General features: G+C 74.8%; 20 protein-coding genes. 3 read left to right on the forward strand and 17 right to left on the reverse strand.

What is annotated here, in order from left to right; translation table 11 throughout:
• From WEB03_RS08155 to WEB03_RS08170, 4 genes are all read right to left on the reverse strand, one after another.
• Positions 1-1,186: MFS transporter (locus WEB03_RS08155; RefSeq protein ID WP_368070453.1), on the reverse strand; the 1,186-nt coding region annotated here is incomplete at its 3' end.
• Between the two features lie 22 nt (positions 1,187-1,208).
• Positions 1,209-2,573 carry a wax ester/triacylglycerol synthase family O-acyltransferase gene (locus WEB03_RS08160; RefSeq protein WP_368070454.1) on the reverse strand — a complete coding sequence of 455 codons (1,365 nt, stop codon included), beginning with the start codon at positions 2,571-2,573 and terminating at the stop codon, positions 1,209-1,211.
• Between the two features lie 52 nt (positions 2,574-2,625).
• Positions 2,626-3,321, reverse strand: a complete 696-nt coding sequence (locus tag WEB03_RS08165; RefSeq protein WP_368070455.1) for a methyltransferase domain-containing protein — start codon at positions 3,319-3,321, stop codon at positions 2,626-2,628.
• Entirely contained in the window at positions 3,308-3,682 is a 375-nt protein-coding gene (locus WEB03_RS08170; RefSeq protein ID WP_368070456.1) for an STAS domain-containing protein, read from the reverse strand. The genes WEB03_RS08165 and WEB03_RS08170 overlap by 14 nt, the downstream gene beginning before the upstream one ends.
• Positions 3,683-3,929: 247 nt before the next feature.
• Between WEB03_RS08170 and WEB03_RS08175 the strand changes: the two genes are divergently transcribed.
• Positions 3,930-6,203, forward strand: coding sequence for a DEAD/DEAH box helicase (locus WEB03_RS08175; protein WP_368070457.1), 2,274 nt, complete (start codon positions 3,930-3,932; stop codon positions 6,201-6,203).
• Between the two features lie 19 nt (positions 6,204-6,222).
• On the opposite strand, the gene WEB03_RS08180 is transcribed toward WEB03_RS08175, so the two are convergent.
• The 12 genes from WEB03_RS08180 to WEB03_RS08235 all read right to left on the reverse strand — a co-directional run bounded on the left by WEB03_RS08180 (position 6,223) and on the right by WEB03_RS08235 (position 17,425).
• The gene (locus WEB03_RS08180) at positions 6,223-7,467 is read right to left on the reverse strand and encodes a hypothetical protein (protein ID WP_368070458.1); all 1,245 of its coding nucleotides are present in this window, start codon (positions 7,465-7,467) and stop codon (positions 6,223-6,225) included.
• A gap of 144 nt (positions 7,468-7,611) precedes the next feature.
• Positions 7,612-8,202, reverse strand: a complete 591-nt coding sequence (locus tag WEB03_RS08185) for an ATP-binding cassette domain-containing protein (RefSeq protein WP_368070459.1) — start codon at positions 8,200-8,202, stop codon at positions 7,612-7,614.
• Positions 8,199-9,800, reverse strand: coding sequence for an ATP-binding cassette domain-containing protein (locus tag WEB03_RS08190; RefSeq protein ID WP_368070460.1), 1,602 nt, complete (start codon positions 9,798-9,800; stop codon positions 8,199-8,201). The genes WEB03_RS08185 and WEB03_RS08190 overlap by 4 nt, the downstream gene beginning before the upstream one ends.
• Positions 9,797-10,645, reverse strand: a complete 849-nt coding sequence (locus tag WEB03_RS08195) for a hypothetical protein (protein WP_368070461.1) — start codon at positions 10,643-10,645, stop codon at positions 9,797-9,799. Before WEB03_RS08195 ends, WEB03_RS08190 begins: the two co-directional genes overlap by 4 nt.
• A complete protein-coding gene (locus WEB03_RS08200; protein WP_368070472.1) occupies positions 10,642-12,009 on the reverse strand; it encodes an ABC transporter substrate-binding protein in 1,368 nt (455 codons plus the stop codon). The genes WEB03_RS08195 and WEB03_RS08200 overlap by 4 nt, the downstream gene beginning before the upstream one ends.
• Positions 12,006-12,869, reverse strand: a complete 864-nt coding sequence (locus WEB03_RS08205) for a class E sortase (RefSeq protein WP_368070462.1) — start codon at positions 12,867-12,869, stop codon at positions 12,006-12,008. Before WEB03_RS08205 ends, WEB03_RS08200 begins: the two co-directional genes overlap by 4 nt.
• Positions 12,870-12,896: 27 nt before the next feature.
• On the reverse strand, positions 12,897-13,361 hold the full coding sequence (locus WEB03_RS08210) for a hypothetical protein (RefSeq protein ID WP_368070463.1): 465 nt from the start codon (positions 13,359-13,361) through the stop codon (positions 12,897-12,899).
• Positions 13,358-13,852 (reverse strand): TadE/TadG family type IV pilus assembly protein, encoded by a 495-nt coding sequence (locus WEB03_RS08215; protein ID WP_368070464.1) that lies wholly within the window; start codon positions 13,850-13,852, stop codon positions 13,358-13,360. The genes WEB03_RS08210 and WEB03_RS08215 overlap by 4 nt, the downstream gene beginning before the upstream one ends.
• Positions 13,852-14,166 carry a hypothetical protein gene (locus WEB03_RS08220; RefSeq protein WP_368070465.1) on the reverse strand — a complete coding sequence of 105 codons (315 nt, stop codon included), beginning with the start codon at positions 14,164-14,166 and terminating at the stop codon, positions 13,852-13,854. Before WEB03_RS08220 ends, WEB03_RS08215 begins: the two co-directional genes overlap by 1 nt.
• Before the next feature lie 11 nt (positions 14,167-14,177).
• The gene (locus WEB03_RS08225; RefSeq protein WP_368070466.1) at positions 14,178-15,176 is read right to left on the reverse strand and encodes a type II secretion system F family protein; all 999 of its coding nucleotides are present in this window, start codon (positions 15,174-15,176) and stop codon (positions 14,178-14,180) included.
• Positions 15,173-16,366 carry a CpaF family protein gene (locus WEB03_RS08230; RefSeq protein ID WP_368070467.1) on the reverse strand — a complete coding sequence of 398 codons (1,194 nt, stop codon included), beginning with the start codon at positions 16,364-16,366 and terminating at the stop codon, positions 15,173-15,175. The genes WEB03_RS08225 and WEB03_RS08230 overlap by 4 nt, the downstream gene beginning before the upstream one ends.
• Positions 16,367-16,441: 75 nt before the next feature.
• Positions 16,442-17,425, reverse strand: a complete 984-nt coding sequence (locus WEB03_RS08235) for a hypothetical protein (RefSeq protein WP_368070468.1) — start codon at positions 17,423-17,425, stop codon at positions 16,442-16,444.
• A gap of 248 nt (positions 17,426-17,673) precedes the next feature.
• Here WEB03_RS08235 and WEB03_RS08240 point away from each other — a divergent pair, with 248 nt between their 5' ends.
• Together WEB03_RS08240 and WEB03_RS08245 are read left to right on the forward strand one after the other, a co-directional pair.
• Positions 17,674-17,955, forward strand: a complete 282-nt coding sequence (locus WEB03_RS08240; RefSeq protein WP_368070469.1) for a type II toxin-antitoxin system Phd/YefM family antitoxin — start codon at positions 17,674-17,676, stop codon at positions 17,953-17,955.
• On the forward strand, positions 17,955-18,233 hold the full coding sequence (locus tag WEB03_RS08245) for a type II toxin-antitoxin system RelE/ParE family toxin (protein WP_368070470.1): 279 nt from the start codon (positions 17,955-17,957) through the stop codon (positions 18,231-18,233). Before WEB03_RS08240 ends, WEB03_RS08245 begins: the two co-directional genes overlap by 1 nt.
• A 65-nt stretch (positions 18,234-18,298) precedes the next feature.
• Here WEB03_RS08245 and WEB03_RS08250 read toward each other — a convergent pair.
• Positions 18,299-18,901, reverse strand: a 603-nt coding sequence (locus tag WEB03_RS08250; protein ID WP_368070471.1) for a thermonuclease family protein, incomplete at its 5' end; no start/stop codon positions are given.

Below are 18,901 nucleotides of genomic sequence, written 5' to 3' on the forward strand. Positions count from 1 at the left end.
GTCGCGCCGACGGCCGGGTCTGGCGCCACCGCCAGGTGACCACCGCGGTCGCACCGACCAGCGGCAGCATCAGCAGGTTCAGGGTGATCCAGCCGACGCCGTGCAGCAGCGCTCCGGCGAGCAGCGATCCCACCGCGACGGCGGAGAAGATCACCAGCTCGTTGGCGCCCTGGACCTTGCCGCGCTCGGCAGGGGCGTGGGTGGTCGCCAGCAGCGCGCTCCCGCCGACGAAGAGGAAGTTCCAGCCGACCCCCACCAGCAGGAGCGAGACGAGGAAGTGCCCGACGGTCTGGCCCGCGACGGCGACGACGACCGACCCGACGAGCACGGCTGCTCCCGCCAGCAGCATGGTGGGTAGCCCGAAGCGCGCGATGAGGTGGCCGGTGACGAAGGAGGGCGCGAACATGCCGAGCACGTGCCACTGCATCACGGTCGCGGCGTCGGGCAGCCCGAAGCCCTCCTGCTGCATCGCGAGCGGCGTCGCGGTCATGACCAGGATCATGATCGTGTACCCGACGGTCGCGGCGAGCAGGGCCACGTTGGAGGCCGGGTCGGAGCGGATCTCACGCATCGAGCGTTGCTGCCCGGTGCGTGCCTCGTCGTCGTCGGGGATCCGGAGCCGGGTGTGCAGCGCGGCACCGAGGACGGCCAGCGCGACGATCACCGCGTAGGGACCCGCGTCGGGCAGGCCGGCCAGCAGGTCGTTGGCTCGGCTGGCGTTGAACGGTCCGAGGTAGGCGGCGACGACCCCGCCGGCGAGCACGAGCGAGATGGCCCGGCTCTCGAACGCGGGGCTCGCCGCGTCGGCGGCGGCGAAACGGTGGTAGTTCGCGAACGCCTGGTACAGGCCGAGGAGCAGGTTGCCGGCGCAGAAGAGCCAGAACGAGTCGAGGGTGATGGCCCACACCGACAGGGCACCGCCCCCGGCGCCGCCGACCAACGCCCCGACGATGAACCCGGTCCGTCGCCCGACCCGCTTCATCAGCAGCGACGCCGGCAGGGCGGCCAGCACGACGCCGACCATCATCAACGCGATCGGCAGGGTGGCCAGCGCCGGGGTGGGGGCCAGCCGCTGACCGACGATGCCGCTGAGCGTCATCACCGTGATCGCCGCGATCAGGAACAGCGCCTGGTTCGCCGCCAGGATGCCCACGTTGCGACGCTCGTCGCCGGTGGGTCGGTTCACATCGAGCCCCGAACGGCCGCGGTCACGCGGCTTCGAGCTCGGCGAGCGCATCCTCGAGGTGATCGATGAGCCGCTGCACACGCGGCAGCGCGGTGCGGTCGGCCGTGATCCCGAACTCGAGGTTGCCCGCGTAGCTGACGAGGGTGATGTTCAACGCGTACCCGTCGGCGATGGCCGACAGCGGGTACATGCCGCTCATCCTGGCGCCGTTCCAGTACAGCGGCTCACGCGGGCCGGGCACGTTCGAGATGATGACGTTGAACAGCGGCCGCCCGACGGTCGCCATCCGCAGGGCCTGGCCGACGGCAACCGGGGCCAGCAGCAACGCGGCGTACTCGATCAGCTGGAGCTGGGTCATCCCCGCCAGACGCGCCTTGCCCGCATCCATCGACGCCTTGACCTGCTCGAGCCGTTCGACCGGATCCGCGACGTCGGTCGCCAGCGACGACAGCATCATCGAGACCGCGTTCCCGGAGTCCCCGCCGTCCGCCGGGCGGATGGACACCGGCACGAAGGCCACCAGCGGCTCGTCCGGCAGCGCGTCGTGGCTCTCGAGGTAGGACCGCAGCGCGCCCCCGCAGACGGCGAGCACCACGTCGTTGACCGTCGCGCCGTGCTTCTTGCCGATGGCCCGGAACCGGTCCGCGGCGTACGACTGCGCCACGATCCGACGGGCGGACGTGGTGTGGACGTTCAACATCGACCGCGGCGCCGCGTACGGCACCACCTCGGCACCGCCGGCGGCCCCCGAGACGACCTGCGCTCCGAGCTTGACGACGGTGGTCGCCGCTCCGAGTCCCTCGCGCACCGACGCGGCGGCCATCTCGATGCCCTGACGTAGCAGCGAGGTGTCGTCCTCCTCCCGCGGGCGTCGCTTCCGGGGGGGCGCGGCCCACGGCGGCGGCAGGTCCCGCTCGTCCGGGTCGTCCGACAGCGAGTTGGTGAGCTGCCGCATGGCGGCGACGCCGTCGAGCATCGCGTGGTGGATCTTGTTGTACAGCGCGATGCGCCCGCCCTCGACACCCTCGATGAGCACGGCCTCCCAGAGCGGGCGGTGTCGGTCGAGGAGGCTGCCGTGCTGCTGGGAGACGTAGGCCAGCAGCTCGCGGATCCGCCCGGGCGCCGGGAGCGCGACGTGGCGGACGTGGTGCTCGAGGTCGGGTTCGTCCTCGACCCACTTGAAGCGTCCGGCCCGGCCGTACGGGCGCGCGAGACGCTGGTTGAACGGCGGCCGGACCTCGTGGTCGGTGGAGCGCATCGCACCCCGGATGTCGGCGGGCGTCAGATCACCGGGCAGGTCGAACAGCAGCAACCCACCGACGTGGAAGGGCCGCTCCCGGCTCTCACCGATGAGCCAGATGACGTCCGAGAGTCCGAGCCCTGGCACGTTGTCGTCCCCTCGTCGTGGCGTCGTGGCGTCGCGCGTTCCGGCTGCGTGTCTAACGGTCGAGCGAACGAACCAGGCGTCCGAGCGCGACGACCCACGGTCGGCGGCGGTCGTGGATCGGATCGGGCCGCAGCTCCACGGTGAGGTCGGTCACCCCGTGCGTGGCCAGCAGCGCCTCGATCTCGACCTCCGACGCGCCCGAGACGTGGATGGGACCGAGGACCGGATCGTCCACGGCCTCGAGGTCGGCGTCGCCGCGCAGGCACGACAGGTAGACCGGGCCGTGATCGACCAGCTCGATGAGCCGAGCGAAGGTCGACCGCCACGCGGCGCGCGGGAGGTGGGTGAAGGCCGACGACAGCCACAGGCCCCCGAACGAGCGGGGGCGGAACGGCGGGTCGTCGAGCGGTGCCCGGACGAGCGGGTGTCGCGGGAGCAGCATCCGCGCCTCGGCCAGCGCACCCATGGACAGGTCGAGCCCGACCGGGTGCACCCCCGCATCGCGCAGGAGCCGCAGGTCGTTGGCCGGTCCGCACGCGGCGTCGAGCACCAGGTCGTCGCGCCGCGCGAACGCCGCGAAACGGCGGACGTCGGCGACCGGACGCTTGAGCCGCAGCGAGCGTTGGTAGGCCCCGGCGTGCTCGTCGTACGCCGCGACGCTCGCGAGCGTCCGCTCGTCGAGCGGGGTGCGATCGTCGGTGCTCAGCGCGGCCCCTTCGTGTGGCGCAGCGATGCTAACGGTCGGCACCGTCGTCGGTGTCGGCCGGGGTGGACGGATCGCCCGGGGCGAGCACCTCGTCCGCCTCGGCGACGAGCTGGAGCATCGCGTCCAGACCGGCCCGCTCGAGCACGTGCCGCAGGCGCTCCCGCGTCACGAGCACCACCAGCCGGCTGTCGTGCGAGCGGGCACGCTTGTGCGCGTCGACCAGGACGCCGATGCCGTAGGAGTCGAGCAGTTCGACCTGGTCGAGGTCGACCAGGATCCGGCCGCTGCCACCGAACTGGACCTCCTGCAGCGTCTGGAGCAGCTCGGGGGCGGACGCCACGTCGACGACACCGCGGACGATCACCACCGTCCATCCGCGGTCCTCGACGACGTGCACGTGCATCGGTTCCACGTCGGCCCTCCGGTCACCCTCCACGAGGGTTCGGTCCTCGAGGAGCGGGCGGACGGTAGCGCGGCCAGCCGTCGGCACGGGCCGGCGTGGGTACGGTCCGCCGCCCGACCTCGGAGCTGCCTCGGATCCCCGTGACGTCCTCGAGCTCCTCGGCGCCACCGCGGCATCCGAGCGAGGTTCGAGCGCGTCCGACCACGACCCGGGGAGGGACGGCCGACCGCCGGAGCTGCTGACGCACGTGTCCCGGTTGCCGAGCCGCGCCGGGGAGACCGTCCCCCTGCCCGACGACCTCCCCGCCGCCCTGGTGTCGCGGCTCGAACTGCAGGGCGTGACGGAGCTGTGGTCCCACCAGCGAGAGGCGCGCGACCGCGTCGCTGCCGGCCAGCACACGGTGGTGGCGACCGGGACCGCGTCCGGCAAGTCGCTCTGCTACCAGCTCCCCGTCGCCGAGCACCTGCTCGCCGACGAGCGGTCGGTGTGCCTGTACCTGGCACCGACCAAGGCGCTGGCCCGCGATCAGCTCCGCGCCATCCGCGCGTGGCGGCTCCCGCAGCTGCGAGCGGCGACCGTGGACGGGGACACCCCGACCGCCGAACGCGACGCGATCCGTCGCACCGCGAACTGGATCCTCACCAACCCCGACCTCCTGCACCACTCGCTGCTGCCGGACCACAAGCGCTGGGGTGACCTGCTGCACCGGCTGGCGTTCGTGGTCGTCGACGAGGCCCACGTGGCCCGCGGCGTGTTCGGGAGCCACGTCGCGCTCGTGCTGCGCCGGCTCCGTCGCCTGGCCGAGCGCTACGGGGCCGACCCCACGTTCGTGCTCACCTCGGCGACCATCGGCAACCCGGCCCAACACGCGTCCGCGCTGACCGGGCTCGAGGTCGGCGCCGTCGTCCGCGACGGGTCACCTCGCGGCCCGCTCGACGTCGGCCTGTGGCAACCCCCGTTGGTCGAGCGCAGCGGCAGCGAGCACGCTGGAGCGTTCGAGGACGGCGAGTCGCGGCGTTCGATGCTGCGTGAGACGGCCGACCTGCTCGCCGGGTTCGTCGCCGCGGACGTCCAGACCCTGGTGTTCGCGCGTAGCCGCAAAGGCGCCGAGGTGGTGGCCGTCGCGGCCAAGGAACGCCTCGGTGACGCGACCGACGGCGACGGCGAACGGCTGGCCGAGCGGGTCGCGGCCTACCGCGCCGGGTACCTGCCCGAGGAGCGCCGTCAGCTCGAGGACGATCTCCGGAGCGGACGTCTCCGCGGCGTGGCGGCGACCAACGCGCTGGAGCTCGGCATCGACGTGTCCGGGCTCGACGCCGTCATCCTCGCCGGGTGGCCCGGGACCTTCGCCGCGTTCTGGCAGCGGCTCGGTCGCGCGGGACGGTCCGGTGGTGCGGCCGCTGGGGTGCTCGTGGCGCAGGAGGACCCGCTCGACCACTGGCTCGTCACCCACCCCGGCGAGCTGCTGACCCGGCCCCCGGAGGACGCCATCGTCGACGCCGGCAACCCCCACCTGCTCGGGCCGCACCTGCGCTGCGCCGCGCACGAGGCGCCGATCGAACCGGACGAGGCGGTCCGGTGGTTCGGGGACGGCGCGCTCCCGCTGCTCGAGTCCGACGGCGACGCCGGACGGCTGCGCTTGCGTGGGGGGCGGTGGTACTGGACCTCCCGGCGTCGCCCCTCGGCGGACGTCGACCTCCGCGGTGCGGGCGGCGCCAACGTCCGCATCGTGGACACGGCCACCGGCGCGCTGATCGGCGACGTCGATGAGGCCCGCGCGCACCGTCAGGTCCACGAGGGTGCGGTCTACCTGCACCAGGGGCGGACCTACGCCATCGCCGAGCTGGACCTCGATCGTCACCACGCGCTCGCCGAGGAACGCGGGCAGCTCGGCTACACCACCAGGCCGCGGTCGGACACCGACGTGCGCGTCCTGTCCCAGCTCGAGACCCGCTGGTGGGACGAGGTCGAGGTCGGGCTCGCGCAGGTCGAGGTCACCACGCGGGTGACGGGGTACGAGGTGCTACGGCTCGGTTCGGACGAGGTGATCGACCGTCACGAGCTCGACCTGCCACCCGTCGAGCTGCGCACCGTGGCGGTCTGGTACGCGATCCCGGAGGAGCTCCTCGCCGCGGCCGGCCTCGAGCCTCGCGAGGTACCGGGGTCGCTGCACGCGGCGGAGCACGCCGCCATCGGGATGCTCCCGCTGCTCGCCCTCTGCGACCGGTGGGACATCGGTGGGCTGTCGACCGCGCTGCACCCCGACACCGCTCGACCGAGCGTGTTCGTCTACGACGGGTACGCCGGCGGAGCCGGGTTGGCCGAGCGCTCCTACCGACGGCTGGCGGAGCACCTCGGTCTCACCCGAGGGACGATCGCGACCTGCGGGTGCCGGGACGGGTGCCCGTCGTGCGTCCAGTCACCCAAGTGCGGCAACGGCAACGACCCGCTCGACAAGGCGGGGGCGGTCCGGATCCTCGACCTGCTGCTCGCCCGTGCACCGGGGTCGGGATCGACCTGAACCGGCTCGGGTGCGCCGCTCAGACGATGGGGACGCGCAACCAGCGCCACAGGTGCAGGCTGATGGCGGTCATCAGCAACCCACCGGCGATGGGTACCGCGATCCGGTTCGGGTCGGTCAGCCGGCCCACGAAGGAACCGGCACCGTTGCCGGGCGCGGACAGGACGACCTCGTCGTCGTCGCCGGGCGCCGGGGCGTCCCCACGCGCGTCGGCTGCCTCCGGGTCATCGAGGCCGTAGTCCAACGAGCCTCGGAAGATGTCCCCGACGCCGGGGAGCTCGGGGACGCCCGACCCGCCACGGCCGAGCGACACCGACGGCGCGCGACCGGTCCGGGGGCTCAGGTCCAGGGACCGCGAGGGGCTGCGCCGGGGGCCGTCCGCGGTGCCGGCCGCGTCACCGTCCCGGTCGCCGCCGGACCCGTCACCGGACTCGCCATCGCCGGACCCCGACCCGTCCGCGGATCCGTTCCCGTCGGTGTCCGATCCGCCGCCGGGAGCACCGTCGGCGTCACCGTCACCCCCGGGGGAACCGGGAGCACGGGGCTCGGTGGGGTCGGGCTCGGGCGCGACCACCTCGGCCGTGACCGACGACGAGGTCGTCTCGATCGTGCCGTCGCCACCGTTGCCGCGGACGGTCACCACCCGGTAGCTGTAGCCGCCGGGACGCACGCGCTCGGTGAACGACGAGGCGCTCGCAGCCTGCCGGTCGCCACGGCTCGTCCAATCGCCGGCCGGGCTGCACGCGCCGCGGCACCGTTCCACCCGGTAGCCGTCGATGTCGGGCTCGGGGGCGCGGCTCCAGGCGATGCGGACCTGGTCCTCCTCGACGCTCGCCGACAGGCCGCTCACGGCGCTGCCGGGGACGCGCAGGGTCAGGGTCCGCCTGCCGAGGTTCTGGTCCTCACCGATCGCTCGGGAGATCAGCACCTCGATGTCGAAGGGTCCGTTCGCCATCGGACCACCACCGAACGGTTCCCCACGGCGAGGGTCGAGATCGAAGGCGTAGACCGGGGACCGGGAGTCGCAGCTGCTGATGCAGCGCAGCTCGTGCTGGTCGCCGCCACCCGCCGGGCGGACACGAGCCTGCGACACCGAGGGGTCGATCCGGTCACGGCTGATCCGGAGCTGGATCTCGGTGCTGCCCGAGACCACCCCGTTCTCCGGCGACACCAGCTGCACCGAGTAGTCGGCGAACGCCGCCGTCGGCACGGACAGCAGGAACAGGGCCACGAGCGCGGCGAGGTGGGACAGGCGGCGGGCCACGGGGCCTCCTCCCGGATCTCTCGGCGCGCAGCTGCGCGTCCAGAGTGAGAACGAGCGACGGCGGGGGTGGTGACACCGACACACGATCGAGCACAGCGATCGGCCCGACCCCCTCGTCGCGAGGAGGCTACAGCCGCTCCATCCTCACAGCGTCGGACCCTCCGGAGCAGGCCGCGCCACAGCACGGTCCGCGGTCCACGCCACCTCCTCCGCGCGCCCGACGCGCACGAGGGCCACCACCCCGTCCGCCCGCCAGCGCAGCACCTGATCCGTCGCCCACCGGAGGGCGGTGGCATCCAGCCCCGTCCCCGCTCGGTCGAGCACCACCGTTCGCGGCTCGAGCAGGACCGCGCGGGCCCAGCCGAGCAACCGCCGTTCACCGCCCGACAGGATCCCCGCCGGATCGTCAGCGCGCCGTTCCAGGTGCGGGGTGGAGGTGAGCAGGTGGCGGGCGCGCCGGGACGAGGTCACGGCCGCGAGGTGATCGATGACCGACACCGCCGGCGCCAACGGCGGGTCCCCGATCACGATCAGCCCGGCCCGGATCCGAGCCGCAGGGCCACGCGGGGTGAGGTCGCGCCCGTCGAGCCGCAGCCGCTCCCCCGGTGCCGCCGCGGTGACGCCGGCGAGCCACGGGACAAGGGTCGGGTCGTCCGGGAGACGGACGCCGCGCCCGAGGGCGAGTTCCACCTCCCAACCGCCACCGTGGCGGGTCCGCACCGACAGCCGGGTCACCCCCCCACCTCCTCGTCGCCGCCGAGGCGTTCGACGTGGTCCGCGTACGCCGCCACCTCCGGACGGTGATCGACGAGCACGACCGCCGCACCCCCGGCGGCCAGCAGCCGCACCAGCCGGCCGACCAGGTCAGGAGGCAGATCGGTCGGTTCGTCCAGGAGCGCCACGAGCGGTCGCGACCCGACGACGCGGATCAACTGGGCGCCCGCGGGGGTGGTCGTGACGGTGGGTCCGAGGAGATCGGCTGCAGCGGCCTCGGCGTCGAGGTCCCCGCCGCCGAGCCGTGCGGTCACGCGGATGTCGGCGACGGCGACCTCCGGCGGCCGCTGCCACGATCGGGCGACCCCAGCTCGGGCACGGCGTCGCGCCCCGCGGGGGGCGGCCCGCCCGTCGAGGTCGACGGTGCCGTCGTCCGGGAGCTGCCCCCCGATGCGGGCCAACAGGGTCGACTTGCCCGACCCGTTCGGACCGGTGACGGCGACGATCTCGCCGCGAGCGACGGTGAGGTCGACCGGTCCCGACGGGGTCGGCGTACCGCGGAGCCGGAGCACCGGCGGCGACGTCCCGGAAGATGCCTCCATCGCGGTCCCGTCGTCGACTCCCCGGCGCCTCCTCGCATCGTTGCCTGGGGTGAGCGACGCCGCCGGTGCCGGCGGGAGGAGCGACCGGCCCCGGCGCCAGGCGAGCAGCCCGAGCCCGAGCGGCCCCGCGGTGAGCAGGACCGGCGCGCTCCCCACGAGGGGCGCGAGGGGGAACAGCGTCGTCGGCCCCCAGACGAGAGCGGCGCCGACGAGCGGTCCGAGCCACCCCGCTCCCCCGACGGATGCTCCCACCACCAACGCGGCCACCAGCTGGAGGCCGTAGGCACCCGGGACGACCGAGCCATCGACGACCGCCAGCAGCGCCCCTCCCGCCCCGAGCAGTCCCCCGCCGATCCCACCGACGACCGCGACGTCCACCACGGGCGAGCGGCCGAGCGAGGCGGCGAGCGCCGGATCGGCGGTCGCCACCGCGGCCGCAGCGGCGCGAGGCCGCCGGGCGGCAGCACCCGCGGCCACGATCACGACCAGCGCGACGATCCCGACCGCCAGCGCGTCGCTGCGGTCCCCACCTCGGGTCGCGAGGCCGACGGCGTGGAACCCGCCGACACCACCGATCACGTCGAGCGTGCCGAGGACCTGGACGACCGCGACGCCGATCGCCAGGGTCGCCAGCGCTCCGAGCTGACGTCCCGTTCGGCCGATGACGGCCCCGTGCAGCGTGCCGAGCACCGCCCCCGATACGACCCCGAGCGGCAGGCCGAGCAGGGCCGGCCACCCCGCGACCGCCGGCAGCACCGCACCCGTGAGAGCGCCGACCCCCGCGACGGCGGCGGCACCGAGGTCGACCGCCCGGACGCGCGCCACCGTGACGCCCGCTGCGGCGACCAGCGCGGCGAGCGCGAGCAGGCGGGCACCCGCCACCGGGACCGGATCCGGACCGAGGGTGACCAGGAGCACGACGGAGGCCAGGACCGCGGCGGCGACCGACGGCCGTTCGAGGCAGCCCGCGGTGCGTCCGGCCGGTCCGCCGGTCCCGGGTCGGCGCAGGCGGCTCACCACGGCCGACCCCAGCTGCGTCGCTGCTGATCGCCGCGGACGACCAGGGCCGCCACCACCACCCCGGCGACCACGACCTCGGCACCCGCCGCCGGCCACCACGCGCCACCGGCCACCTCGGCAGCCCCGAGGAGGAACCCGCCGACGAGCGCGGTGAGCGGCCCGCCGGTGCCGAGCAGGGCGGCCGCGGCCACGGCCCGGACCGTGAGCCCGCCGGCCTGCGCGGTGCTGACGGTGACGAGCGGTGCGGCGAGCAGGCCGGCGATCACCGCCGCGCCACCGGCCAGACCGAGCGCCGAGGCGCGCACGACCCCCGGTGACCGCCCGAGGGCGACGGCCGCGTCCGGTTCGCCGCCGACGATGCGGACCAGCCGGCCCCACCGGGTCCGCGCCAACAGGACCGAGCAACCGAGCGCGAGCGGGACACCGATGAGGAGCGCCGCGACCACCGCGGGGTCGACGTCCGCGATCGCCGGGGTGGGCACCAGGACGTCCGCGACGACGGGCCGAGCGGTGATCGTCCGCGCGACGACGGCGTCGATGACGCCCGCCGCGACCACCAGCCCGATCAGCGCCGGCGCGCCGGTCGGGAGCCGGTCGAGCACGACGGGCCCGAGAACGGCCGACAGCAGGACGCCGACACCGATGGCGATCAGGAGCGCCACCGGGGCGGCGACCCCGACGGCCGGCGAGACCAGCACGAGGTGGACCAGTACCCCCGCGACCAGGATGGGACCGACGGCGAGGTGCAACGTGCGGGTGGCAGCCGCGACGATGGCCACCGCGGCCCCGACCGCCGCGTACGCGCTGCCGAGAGCGAGCGCCGCTGCGATGGCCGGACTCACGACCCGGCTCCCGGTCGTGCCACCGGGCCAGGACCAGGGGCCGGAGCCCGGTAGGTGTGTGGGGGGCCATCGGCCTCGCCGAGGTAGCGTTCCACGAGCCGACGGGCAGGACCTGCTGGGGCGAGGTCGAGCAGGAACTCCGCGCTGACCTGCAGCTCCCAGAAGGTGCGCTGGGCGTCGGCGTCGAGCCGATCGTCGACGTCGTAGATCACGCCGAGCTCGTGGAACCTGGCGATGAACAGCTCGTCGGCGTCCCAGCTCTCGGCGGCGCCGAGGGTGTAGGTGCGCAGCAGACCCTCGTGCACCGTGTCCGGCAGGGCCGCGGCCACGTCGGCTGGGTCGCGGCTGCCGGCGCGCTCGACCGCGGCACCGATGGCACCGACCGCGTCGTAGCTGGCGAGCGCGACCGCCGGCACGTCGACGACCAGCGTGTCGAGCCCGGGCAGCGCTCCGAGCCCGAACGCCAGCTGGTAGCGGAGCATCCAGGTGGTCAGCTCCGGACCGAACCAGGCCTCGCGGAACGGGAAGGGCAGGACCACGCCCTCGCTGGCCCGGCCGGCGAGCGCGCGGTAGGTGCCGACGAAGGCGGACGAGCCGACCGCGACCTGGACGTCCCAGTCGAGCTCGCGGACGGCGAGGGTCGCGCGGGCCGCAGCGTCGGGCCAGCCCCACAGCAGCACGGCCTGCGCGTCCGGAGCCGCACGGCGGAGCGCGGCGACGGCCGTCGTCAGCTCCCCGGCCGCACCGGCCGCCTCGACGACGGCGGTCGGAGGCAGGCCACCCGCGGCGGCCCCGCCACGTAACGCATCTCGGGCCGCCGTGCCCTCGACCGGGTCGGCGACGAGGACGGCGAGCCGCTCGATGCCACGCTCGCGGACCAGCCACCTCGCCAACGCTTCGGCCTGCGCGTGCGCGGACGGGACGATGCGGCTGACCGGGGTGGCCGCTCCGCTGAGATCGCCGGCGAACGCGGACGGCAGGAGCGCGGGGACACCGCGGCGCGACAGGGGACTGCGCGTGCCGATCAGCACGCCCGGCGACTCGGGGCCGAGCAGCGCCGTGATGCGCCCGGTCTCGGCCAGGTCCGCCACACGGCGGGGCAGGTCGGCGAGGTCAGCGCCGTCGGTGACGACCAGCTCGACGGGGCGGCCGAGGAGCCCGCCGGCGTCGTTGAGGTCGGCGACGCCGAGCTCGGCGCCCCGGACCAGCTCCTGCCCGATGGCGGCACGGGGGCCGGAGAGCGGCGCGACGACCCCGATCCGGACCTCGTCGGGCGTCCCGGTGCCGCAGGCGGCGACGAGCAGCCCGAGGACGACGAGCGGCGCGAACCCCCGGCCGCGCCGCCCACGTCCGGGCGAGCTCAGGCCGCGGCCTGCCCGGGTGCCACGCCGCTGGCCGGGGCCTGAGCGGCGCGCTGGCGTTCCTCGTACGCGCCCCCCTCGATCGACTCGACCAGCTCGGCGCGCACGATGATGCGCTGCTGCGCCGAGCCCTTCGGGTGGCAGCTGGTGAGGGTCAGGACGGCTTCGTCGGTCTCGGCCACCACGCCCCAGTCGTCCGGCGTGGTGATCCAGGGGTTCTCACCGATGTCCGGATCCGGCTCCGACACGACGTAGCGGTGGTCGCCGACCGGGGTCAGCAACCAGATCTCGTCGCCCGGCTCGAGCTCGTCCACGCGGTTGAACGGACGGCCGTAGGTGGTGCGGTGACCGGCGATGCCGACGTTGCCGGCTTCACCCGGCAGCGGCGTGTTCGGGTAGTGCCCCGCGCCCGCGCGGAGCGCGGCGGGTGAGGTCCCCTCGACGACCAGGGTCGACACGTCGATGTCGGGGATGACGATCCGGGTGAGCGGTGATCCGGTCTCCCGCGTCGCTGATGCCCACTCCTCGGCCGAGCCGGCCTGCAGCCGGTCGAACTCGTCACCGAGCCGTTCCTGCACGAACCGATCGGTGTAGAGGTCGGTGAAGAACGGGTAGGTGAACAGACCCGCACCGGCGAGGAACAGCACGACGGTCAGTCCGGAGACCAGCAGCCGCCCCACGCGGCGGTGGCGGAGGGCATCGAGCACGAACCCGGACGGGGTGCTGCGCCCCTCGGACACGTCGGGGACGTAGACGAACGGTGCCGGCCCGCGCGAGGCGGTGGGGGCCGCCCGCGCCGCCGCCGGCCGGTCCTGGTCCTGGTCCTGGTCCTGGTCCTGGTCCTGGTCCTGGTCGGTGCTCACCTCGCCGCCTCCTCGTCCGCGGACCGTTCACCTCGGGCCGTCGACATCAACGACGCCGCTCGGCGCGGGGTGCGGGGAGGGTACGTGGCGCCGGCTGGCAGGTCCCGCCGGGGCGAGCTCCGCGCGGGCGGATGCGGTGACGCGCTGCGCGCCCGTCACGCGGGGGATGAACAGCCCGTCGACGGGGACGCTGACCTCGACCTCGACGCGGCCGGTCCCGACCCGACAGGAGCAGGACTCGACCTCCGCGCGGTTCCGTCGCGCCACGGCGCGTGCCACCTGGAGCGGTGGCGCTGCTGCGGGTTCCACCTCCAAGCTGACGGTCGCGAGTGCCACCGCGTCCGCCGCCCCCTGCGCCCGCGCCGCCGCGACGAGGTAGGCACCCACGTCGACGACCGCGATCGCCACGAGCAACCCCGCCCACACCACGAACAGCACGGGCGTGGCGAGCAGACCCTCCTCGGCCCGGAGGCGCGACGACATCCCGGTCACGGGTCGCGCACCGCGTTGCGAGGTGCCGTGGGATCGATCGGGTGGAGCGGTGTGCGGGGCCCGACGGGACCGTCGCCTTCGAGGATCGGTTCGGCACGAGCGCTGCTCCGTGCCAGCAGCCGGTGGGACAGTGGCCCGTACCGCCGGGTCGTCGCCACGCGTACCTCCACGTGGTCACCCGGCTGGCGCAGACGCGGGATGACCGAGACGTGGAGGCCACCACCGAGCTCCGGAGCGGCGTCGTGGACGGCGTGCGAGACGGCCTGGTCACCGGTGGTGGTCGACGCCACGCGAGCCCCGACGCGCGCCGCCTCCTGCAGCACGAGCACGTCGCGGATGAGGTAGCCGGCGGCGACGATCAGAGCGGCGAGGAGCACCACGACGGGCACGCTGAGGACCCACTCGAGCGACAGGAACCCCTGCTGCTCGCGGAGGGCACGTGCCGGTCCGCCCCCGGAGGGACGGACCGGCTGATGCGGGACCGCTGCCATCAGCTGACGACGAGCGAACGGGCGTGATCGAGCAGCTGGCCGAAGAAGCTGGCGAGCGCGCCGCTGCCGGCCCAGGAGATCAGGACGCCGGTGACGGTGGCGGACACGACGGCGAGCAGTCCGTACTCGGCCACGAGCGAGCCCTCCTCGCCAGCATCGGGTCCAGCCGCGGGGAGGTCGGGCACGGCGACCAGGTGACGCCCGCGGACCCGGCCCGATCCCGCGGGGTGCGCGGCGGAGACGGCGCTGGTGGGAGCTGCGGGGTCGAGGACCGTGGATGCGGTCGGGGACGGTGAGGTGATCAGGTGGGACACGGTGGCTCCGATCAGGGTGAGGTGCCGACCGCGCCGAGTCCGGCTGACACGATCGGCGCACCGATCAGCAGCAGGGTCCCGGGCAGCAGGCACAGGGCGGTGGGGAAGGTCAGCCGGACCGGGAGCCGCTCGGAGGCGGCCAGGACCCGGGCCAGCTCGTCGGCCCGGACGTCGGCGGCGAGCCGCCGCAGCGCCGGACCGACGGGCGCACCGACCGCGGCTGCGGTGGTGAGCACATCGGCGAGCCGACCCACCCCGGGCGGGTGTGGCCCGCTGGGATGGTCGTGCTCGAGGTCGAAGGCGAGCCGCCGCAGGGGCCGCGCCAGGGAGGGGAGCTCGTCCGCCGCGAGCCGGAGGGCTGCAGCCGACGAGCCGCCGCCGCTGACCGCGGTCGCGACCAGCTCGGTGGCTTCCGCGAGGCAGGGATCGGCCGGTGGGACGCTCGGGCGTGCGCGCTTCACGAGCACGATGCCGACCACGATCCCGACGATCGGGTGCACCAGCACCGCGAGGGACCCGCCGGCGAGCACCGCCACGATGGCGCGGTGCCGGGGGGACGCCGGGCGCTCGGGCCGACCCACCGTGGCGACCGCGCGGCGCGCGAGCACAGCGCCGACCGCGAGCAGCAGCAGCGCGAGGCTGCCCGTCGCGACGCCGAGGGACGTGCGGTGGTAGGCGAGCAGATCGACCCCGAAGAGCCGACCCATGACGGGCACGAGCAGCAGCGGGGCGATCAGGAGTCCCGCCGCCACAGCTCGACCCTGGGCGGAAGCGACCTCGATGGCGCGGGCCGAACGGCGCAGGTCCTCCTCCGCGGCGACCGCCGCGTCGATGGCGGCGAGCAGCGGCGCTCCCGCCTCGGAGGCGACGCGGACCGCCGTCTCGGCTCGGGCTCCGAGGTGGGTCAGGTCCCCGGGGTCCGCGCCGGCCGCGACCCGGAGCCGGAGCTCCTCCAGGCCCGGAGCGACGGACCGTCCGTGAGCGGGCGTGGCCGGTCGATCGCGGCTCACCGTGACCACCTGACCTCGGTGCGGGCGCCGTCGCGACCGAGGAGCACCTCGACGACGTGCGCGACCCGCCGCCGTCCGTCGCGGTCGCGATCGAGCGCGACGACGAGGTCGAGGGCGGCGGCGACCTGCGCCCGGGCGGCGGGGAGGGGCACCCCCGCCAGCAGGGCCATGCCCTCGAGCCGGACGAGCGCCTCGTCCGCCCCGTTGGCGTGCACCGTGGTCATCGATCCGTCGTGGCCGGTGTTCATGGCCTGGAGCAGGTCGGCGACCTCGTGTCCTCGTACCTCGCCGACCACCAACCGGTCGGGACGCATGCGGAGCGCGTTGCGCAGCAGCGTCGCGACGTCGACCTGGCCCACACCGTCCGGGGTCGCCGCGCGGACCTGGAGGTGGACGGTGTGTGGAGCGGGGTGGCGCAGCTCGGGCGCGTCCTCGATCACCACGACGCGGTCGCTGCCGACCTCGGCCAACAGCCGCGCGAGCAGGGTGGTCTTCCCGACGCCGGCACGGCCCGAGACCACGATGTTCCGTCGCGCTGCGGTGGCCTCGAGCAGCAGCTCGTGCAGGTCCGCCGGGACGCTGCCGACGGCCGCCAGCTGCTCCCAGGTCGGCACCACCGCGGGTACCCGGCGGAGGGTCAGCGTCGGGCGCGTGGCGAGCGGCGGCAGGATCGCGTGGAGGCGGACCCCACCCGGCAGCACGGCGTCCGCGTACGGGTGAGCGCGATCGAGGCGCACACCGAGCGGGCCGAGCACCCGACGCACCACCCCCGTGAGGTGAGCGTCGTCGTCGAACCGGACCCCGGTGAGCGCGAGCCGACCGTCGCGTTCGATGTGGACCTCGTCGCCACCGTTGACCATCACGTCGGTCACGGCGGGGTCCCGCAGCAGCGCCTCGAGCGGTCCGAGCCCGCCGAGCTCGTCGACGAGATCGCGGACGAGCCGGGCCCACACATCGGGAGCCGCGACGATCCCCTCCGCGGCGAGCGCTCGCGCGACCGCCCGCCGGAGCGCACCGCGGTCGCCACCACCCGCGAGGAGGTCGTCGTCCTCGCGGAGCCGGCGGGCGACGGCCGTCCGGAGCCCCGCGTCGAGCGGCGGCCCTCCCGGGACCGCCGTACGAGCACCGGAGGCCAGGGTGCTACCGAGCGGGGCGGTGTCGTCGGTTCGTGTCGTGCCGGTGGTGGTCACCTGTGCTCCGGTTCCCCGCCCCCACGGGGTGCCCGCGGTGCGGGCCGGATGGATGCGGCGTGGCCGCGAGGGATGTCAGCCGGGCGCGCCGGACGGCACGAGACCGGCCAAGGCACGGATGTACCGACCCGGCAGCGCCGACGGCACCCGGCCGACGGCGGCGGCCCGGGCCACCCGGTGCGACATCGGCAGATCGACGCGACGGCGTCCGCCCGTCGCAGCCGCGATCACGCGGGCCGGGACGGCGCCCGTCCCCGTCACGACCACCGCAGCGGCAGGGGTGCGCTCGAGCGCGGCGAGCCCCGCCGCGTCCGGGCGTACGACCAGGACGTCCACCTCGTCGGCGACCCCGACGTCGAGGACCGCGAGCCGGGCCGCGGGATCGATCACCGCGACCTCGGTCGCCGGCGTCGTCGTCCTGACGACGCGTGCCCCCGGTACGCCCTGGAGGGACGCGGCGCGTGCGAAGAGGTCGGGGGCGGCCATCGCGGACGGATCGACCGCGGGCGCGTCCGTCGGGAGGAGCACGCGGTCGCAGCTGGCGAGCAGGACCGGGGCCCCGCGCCACGCCGCCGCCGCGGTGAGCGCGAGCGCGACGGTGGTGGTCCCGACACCCCCGGCCGACCCACCGACGCGCAGCTCGGTGGTCGTCGCGGCCGCCGAACGCGGAGCTGCGGTGGCGCGCACCACGGCAGCCGCGAGCATCGGACCCTCGCAGGGCCAGGCCGTCACGGCCGCGGGACGGAGGCGGAGCACCGCGAGGCCCGCCGCGGCAGGTGCGTCGCCGGATGGGATCAACATCACCGTGGGCGTGTCGCCCCCGACCGCCGAGGTGGGGTCGACCAGCCGCACCGCGGGCGGGACCAGCGGTGCGGTGAGCTCGTCGACCAGCTGCCAGCCGAGCGCGCCCTCGACCGTCCGCCGGACCGACTCAGCGAGCTGCCCGCGGACCGCGAGCTCGACCGGCAGCGCTGCGGGCAGGTCGGCAGCGGGCAGGTCGGCAGCGGGCAGGTCGGCCTCGAAAGGTCCGTCGGTCGAGATGCTGGTGGTGGTGGTCAACCGCGATCCTCCGAGGGTGGCGACCAGGGAGACGCTACGAGCGGGTGGTCGCTTGTCCAGCGCCACGGGGTCCGCGCCTGTGGACGACCGACCGCCGCAGCACGTCCGGGAAGCTGGGTTCGGCGCGTCGATGGATGGACCCGAGGCGCAGGATCGACACGGCGGTCGTCCTCCGGTGCCACGCGCGTCGCCGCAGCTCACGCGGCCAGCCAGGACACCCGGTGTACGCAGGGAGGTACACTCCGGGCATGTCGAAGACCGTGCCCGTCCGAGAGTTCCGCACCCACCTCGCCGACCTGCTCGACGAGGTTGCCGACCGTCGTGAACACGTGACGGTCACCCGTCGCGGCCGGCCCGCAGCGGTGCTCGTCCCGGTCGATGAGTACGAGGCCCTGGAGGAGACCGCAGAGATCCTCTCCGACGAGGGCGCGCTGGCGGCGATCCGGCGAGGCCTCGATGACCTGGCTGCCGGTGACGTCGCCGGCCTCGACGAGATCCGCGCTGAGCACACTGCCCGCGACCGTCCGTAGTGGCTCACGTCCTGCTCACACGCACCGCGCGTGATGCGCTGGCGGCGCTGGACTTCCTGCTCGCGGACGCGGTGCTCGACGCGCTCGGCGAGCTCGGCGAGCTCGGCGAGCTCGAGCGTGAGCCGGAGATCGGCCACCAGCTGCGCGGACGACTCACGGGGCTGCGGTCCTACCGCGTCGGGGTCTACCGCACCATCTACGAGCTGCGCGACGACAGGACCGTGCGCGTCGTCGCCATCAGACACCGCGGCGACGCCTACGGCAGCGACCCTCGGTGAGTCCGGCGTCCTGCCCACAACGCCCGCTGCTGCCCACCGGTGGCGAGGGTGCCCCCAAGCTGCGGCTACTCGCGGGAGCAGAGGTGCTCGGTCGCCGCGTCCGCCGCGACGTAACGCTCCTCGCGCGGGTGGCGGCCGTAGCCGTCACGGCTGTCGTAGCGGGCGACGGCCAGCCCCGCCTCGATGAGCGTCAGACCGGCATCGACCCCCTCGACGTCGATGTAGGCCAGCAGGCGGCCGTAGCGGTCGCGCTCGTCACGTGCGGCCAGGGTGACCTCCACCTCGCGTTCGAGGACGAGCGACTCCATCGTCGACGACGACGGCCCGAACCCACACTCCCCTCGCTCCGGGGTGTCGATCCCGACGATCCGGATCCGCTCCTGACGCCCGTCACCGGCGCGCACGTCGACCGTGTCACCGTCGACGACGTGCACCACGGTCCAGATCGCATCCTCCGCACCATCTCGAGCTGAGGGACCGGGGCAGCCGGCGAGCCCGACGGCCAGCAACAGCACCGCCAGCAGCACCCGCGAGGTGCTCGGGCGAACCTCCCCCACCACGCGCACGCGCAGCACCATCCCCTCGAGAGGTGAGTTCGGGACGGTAGGCGACGTCGCGGGCGGCGCGGGACCGACCTCCCCACGCGGTGGGTGGCTAGCTAGCCTCAG

The sequence above is a fragment of the Nitriliruptor sp. genome (assembly GCF_040882075.1).
In the GTDB taxonomy this organism is placed as follows: Bacteria; Actinomycetota; Nitriliruptoria; order Nitriliruptorales; family Nitriliruptoraceae; genus Nitriliruptor.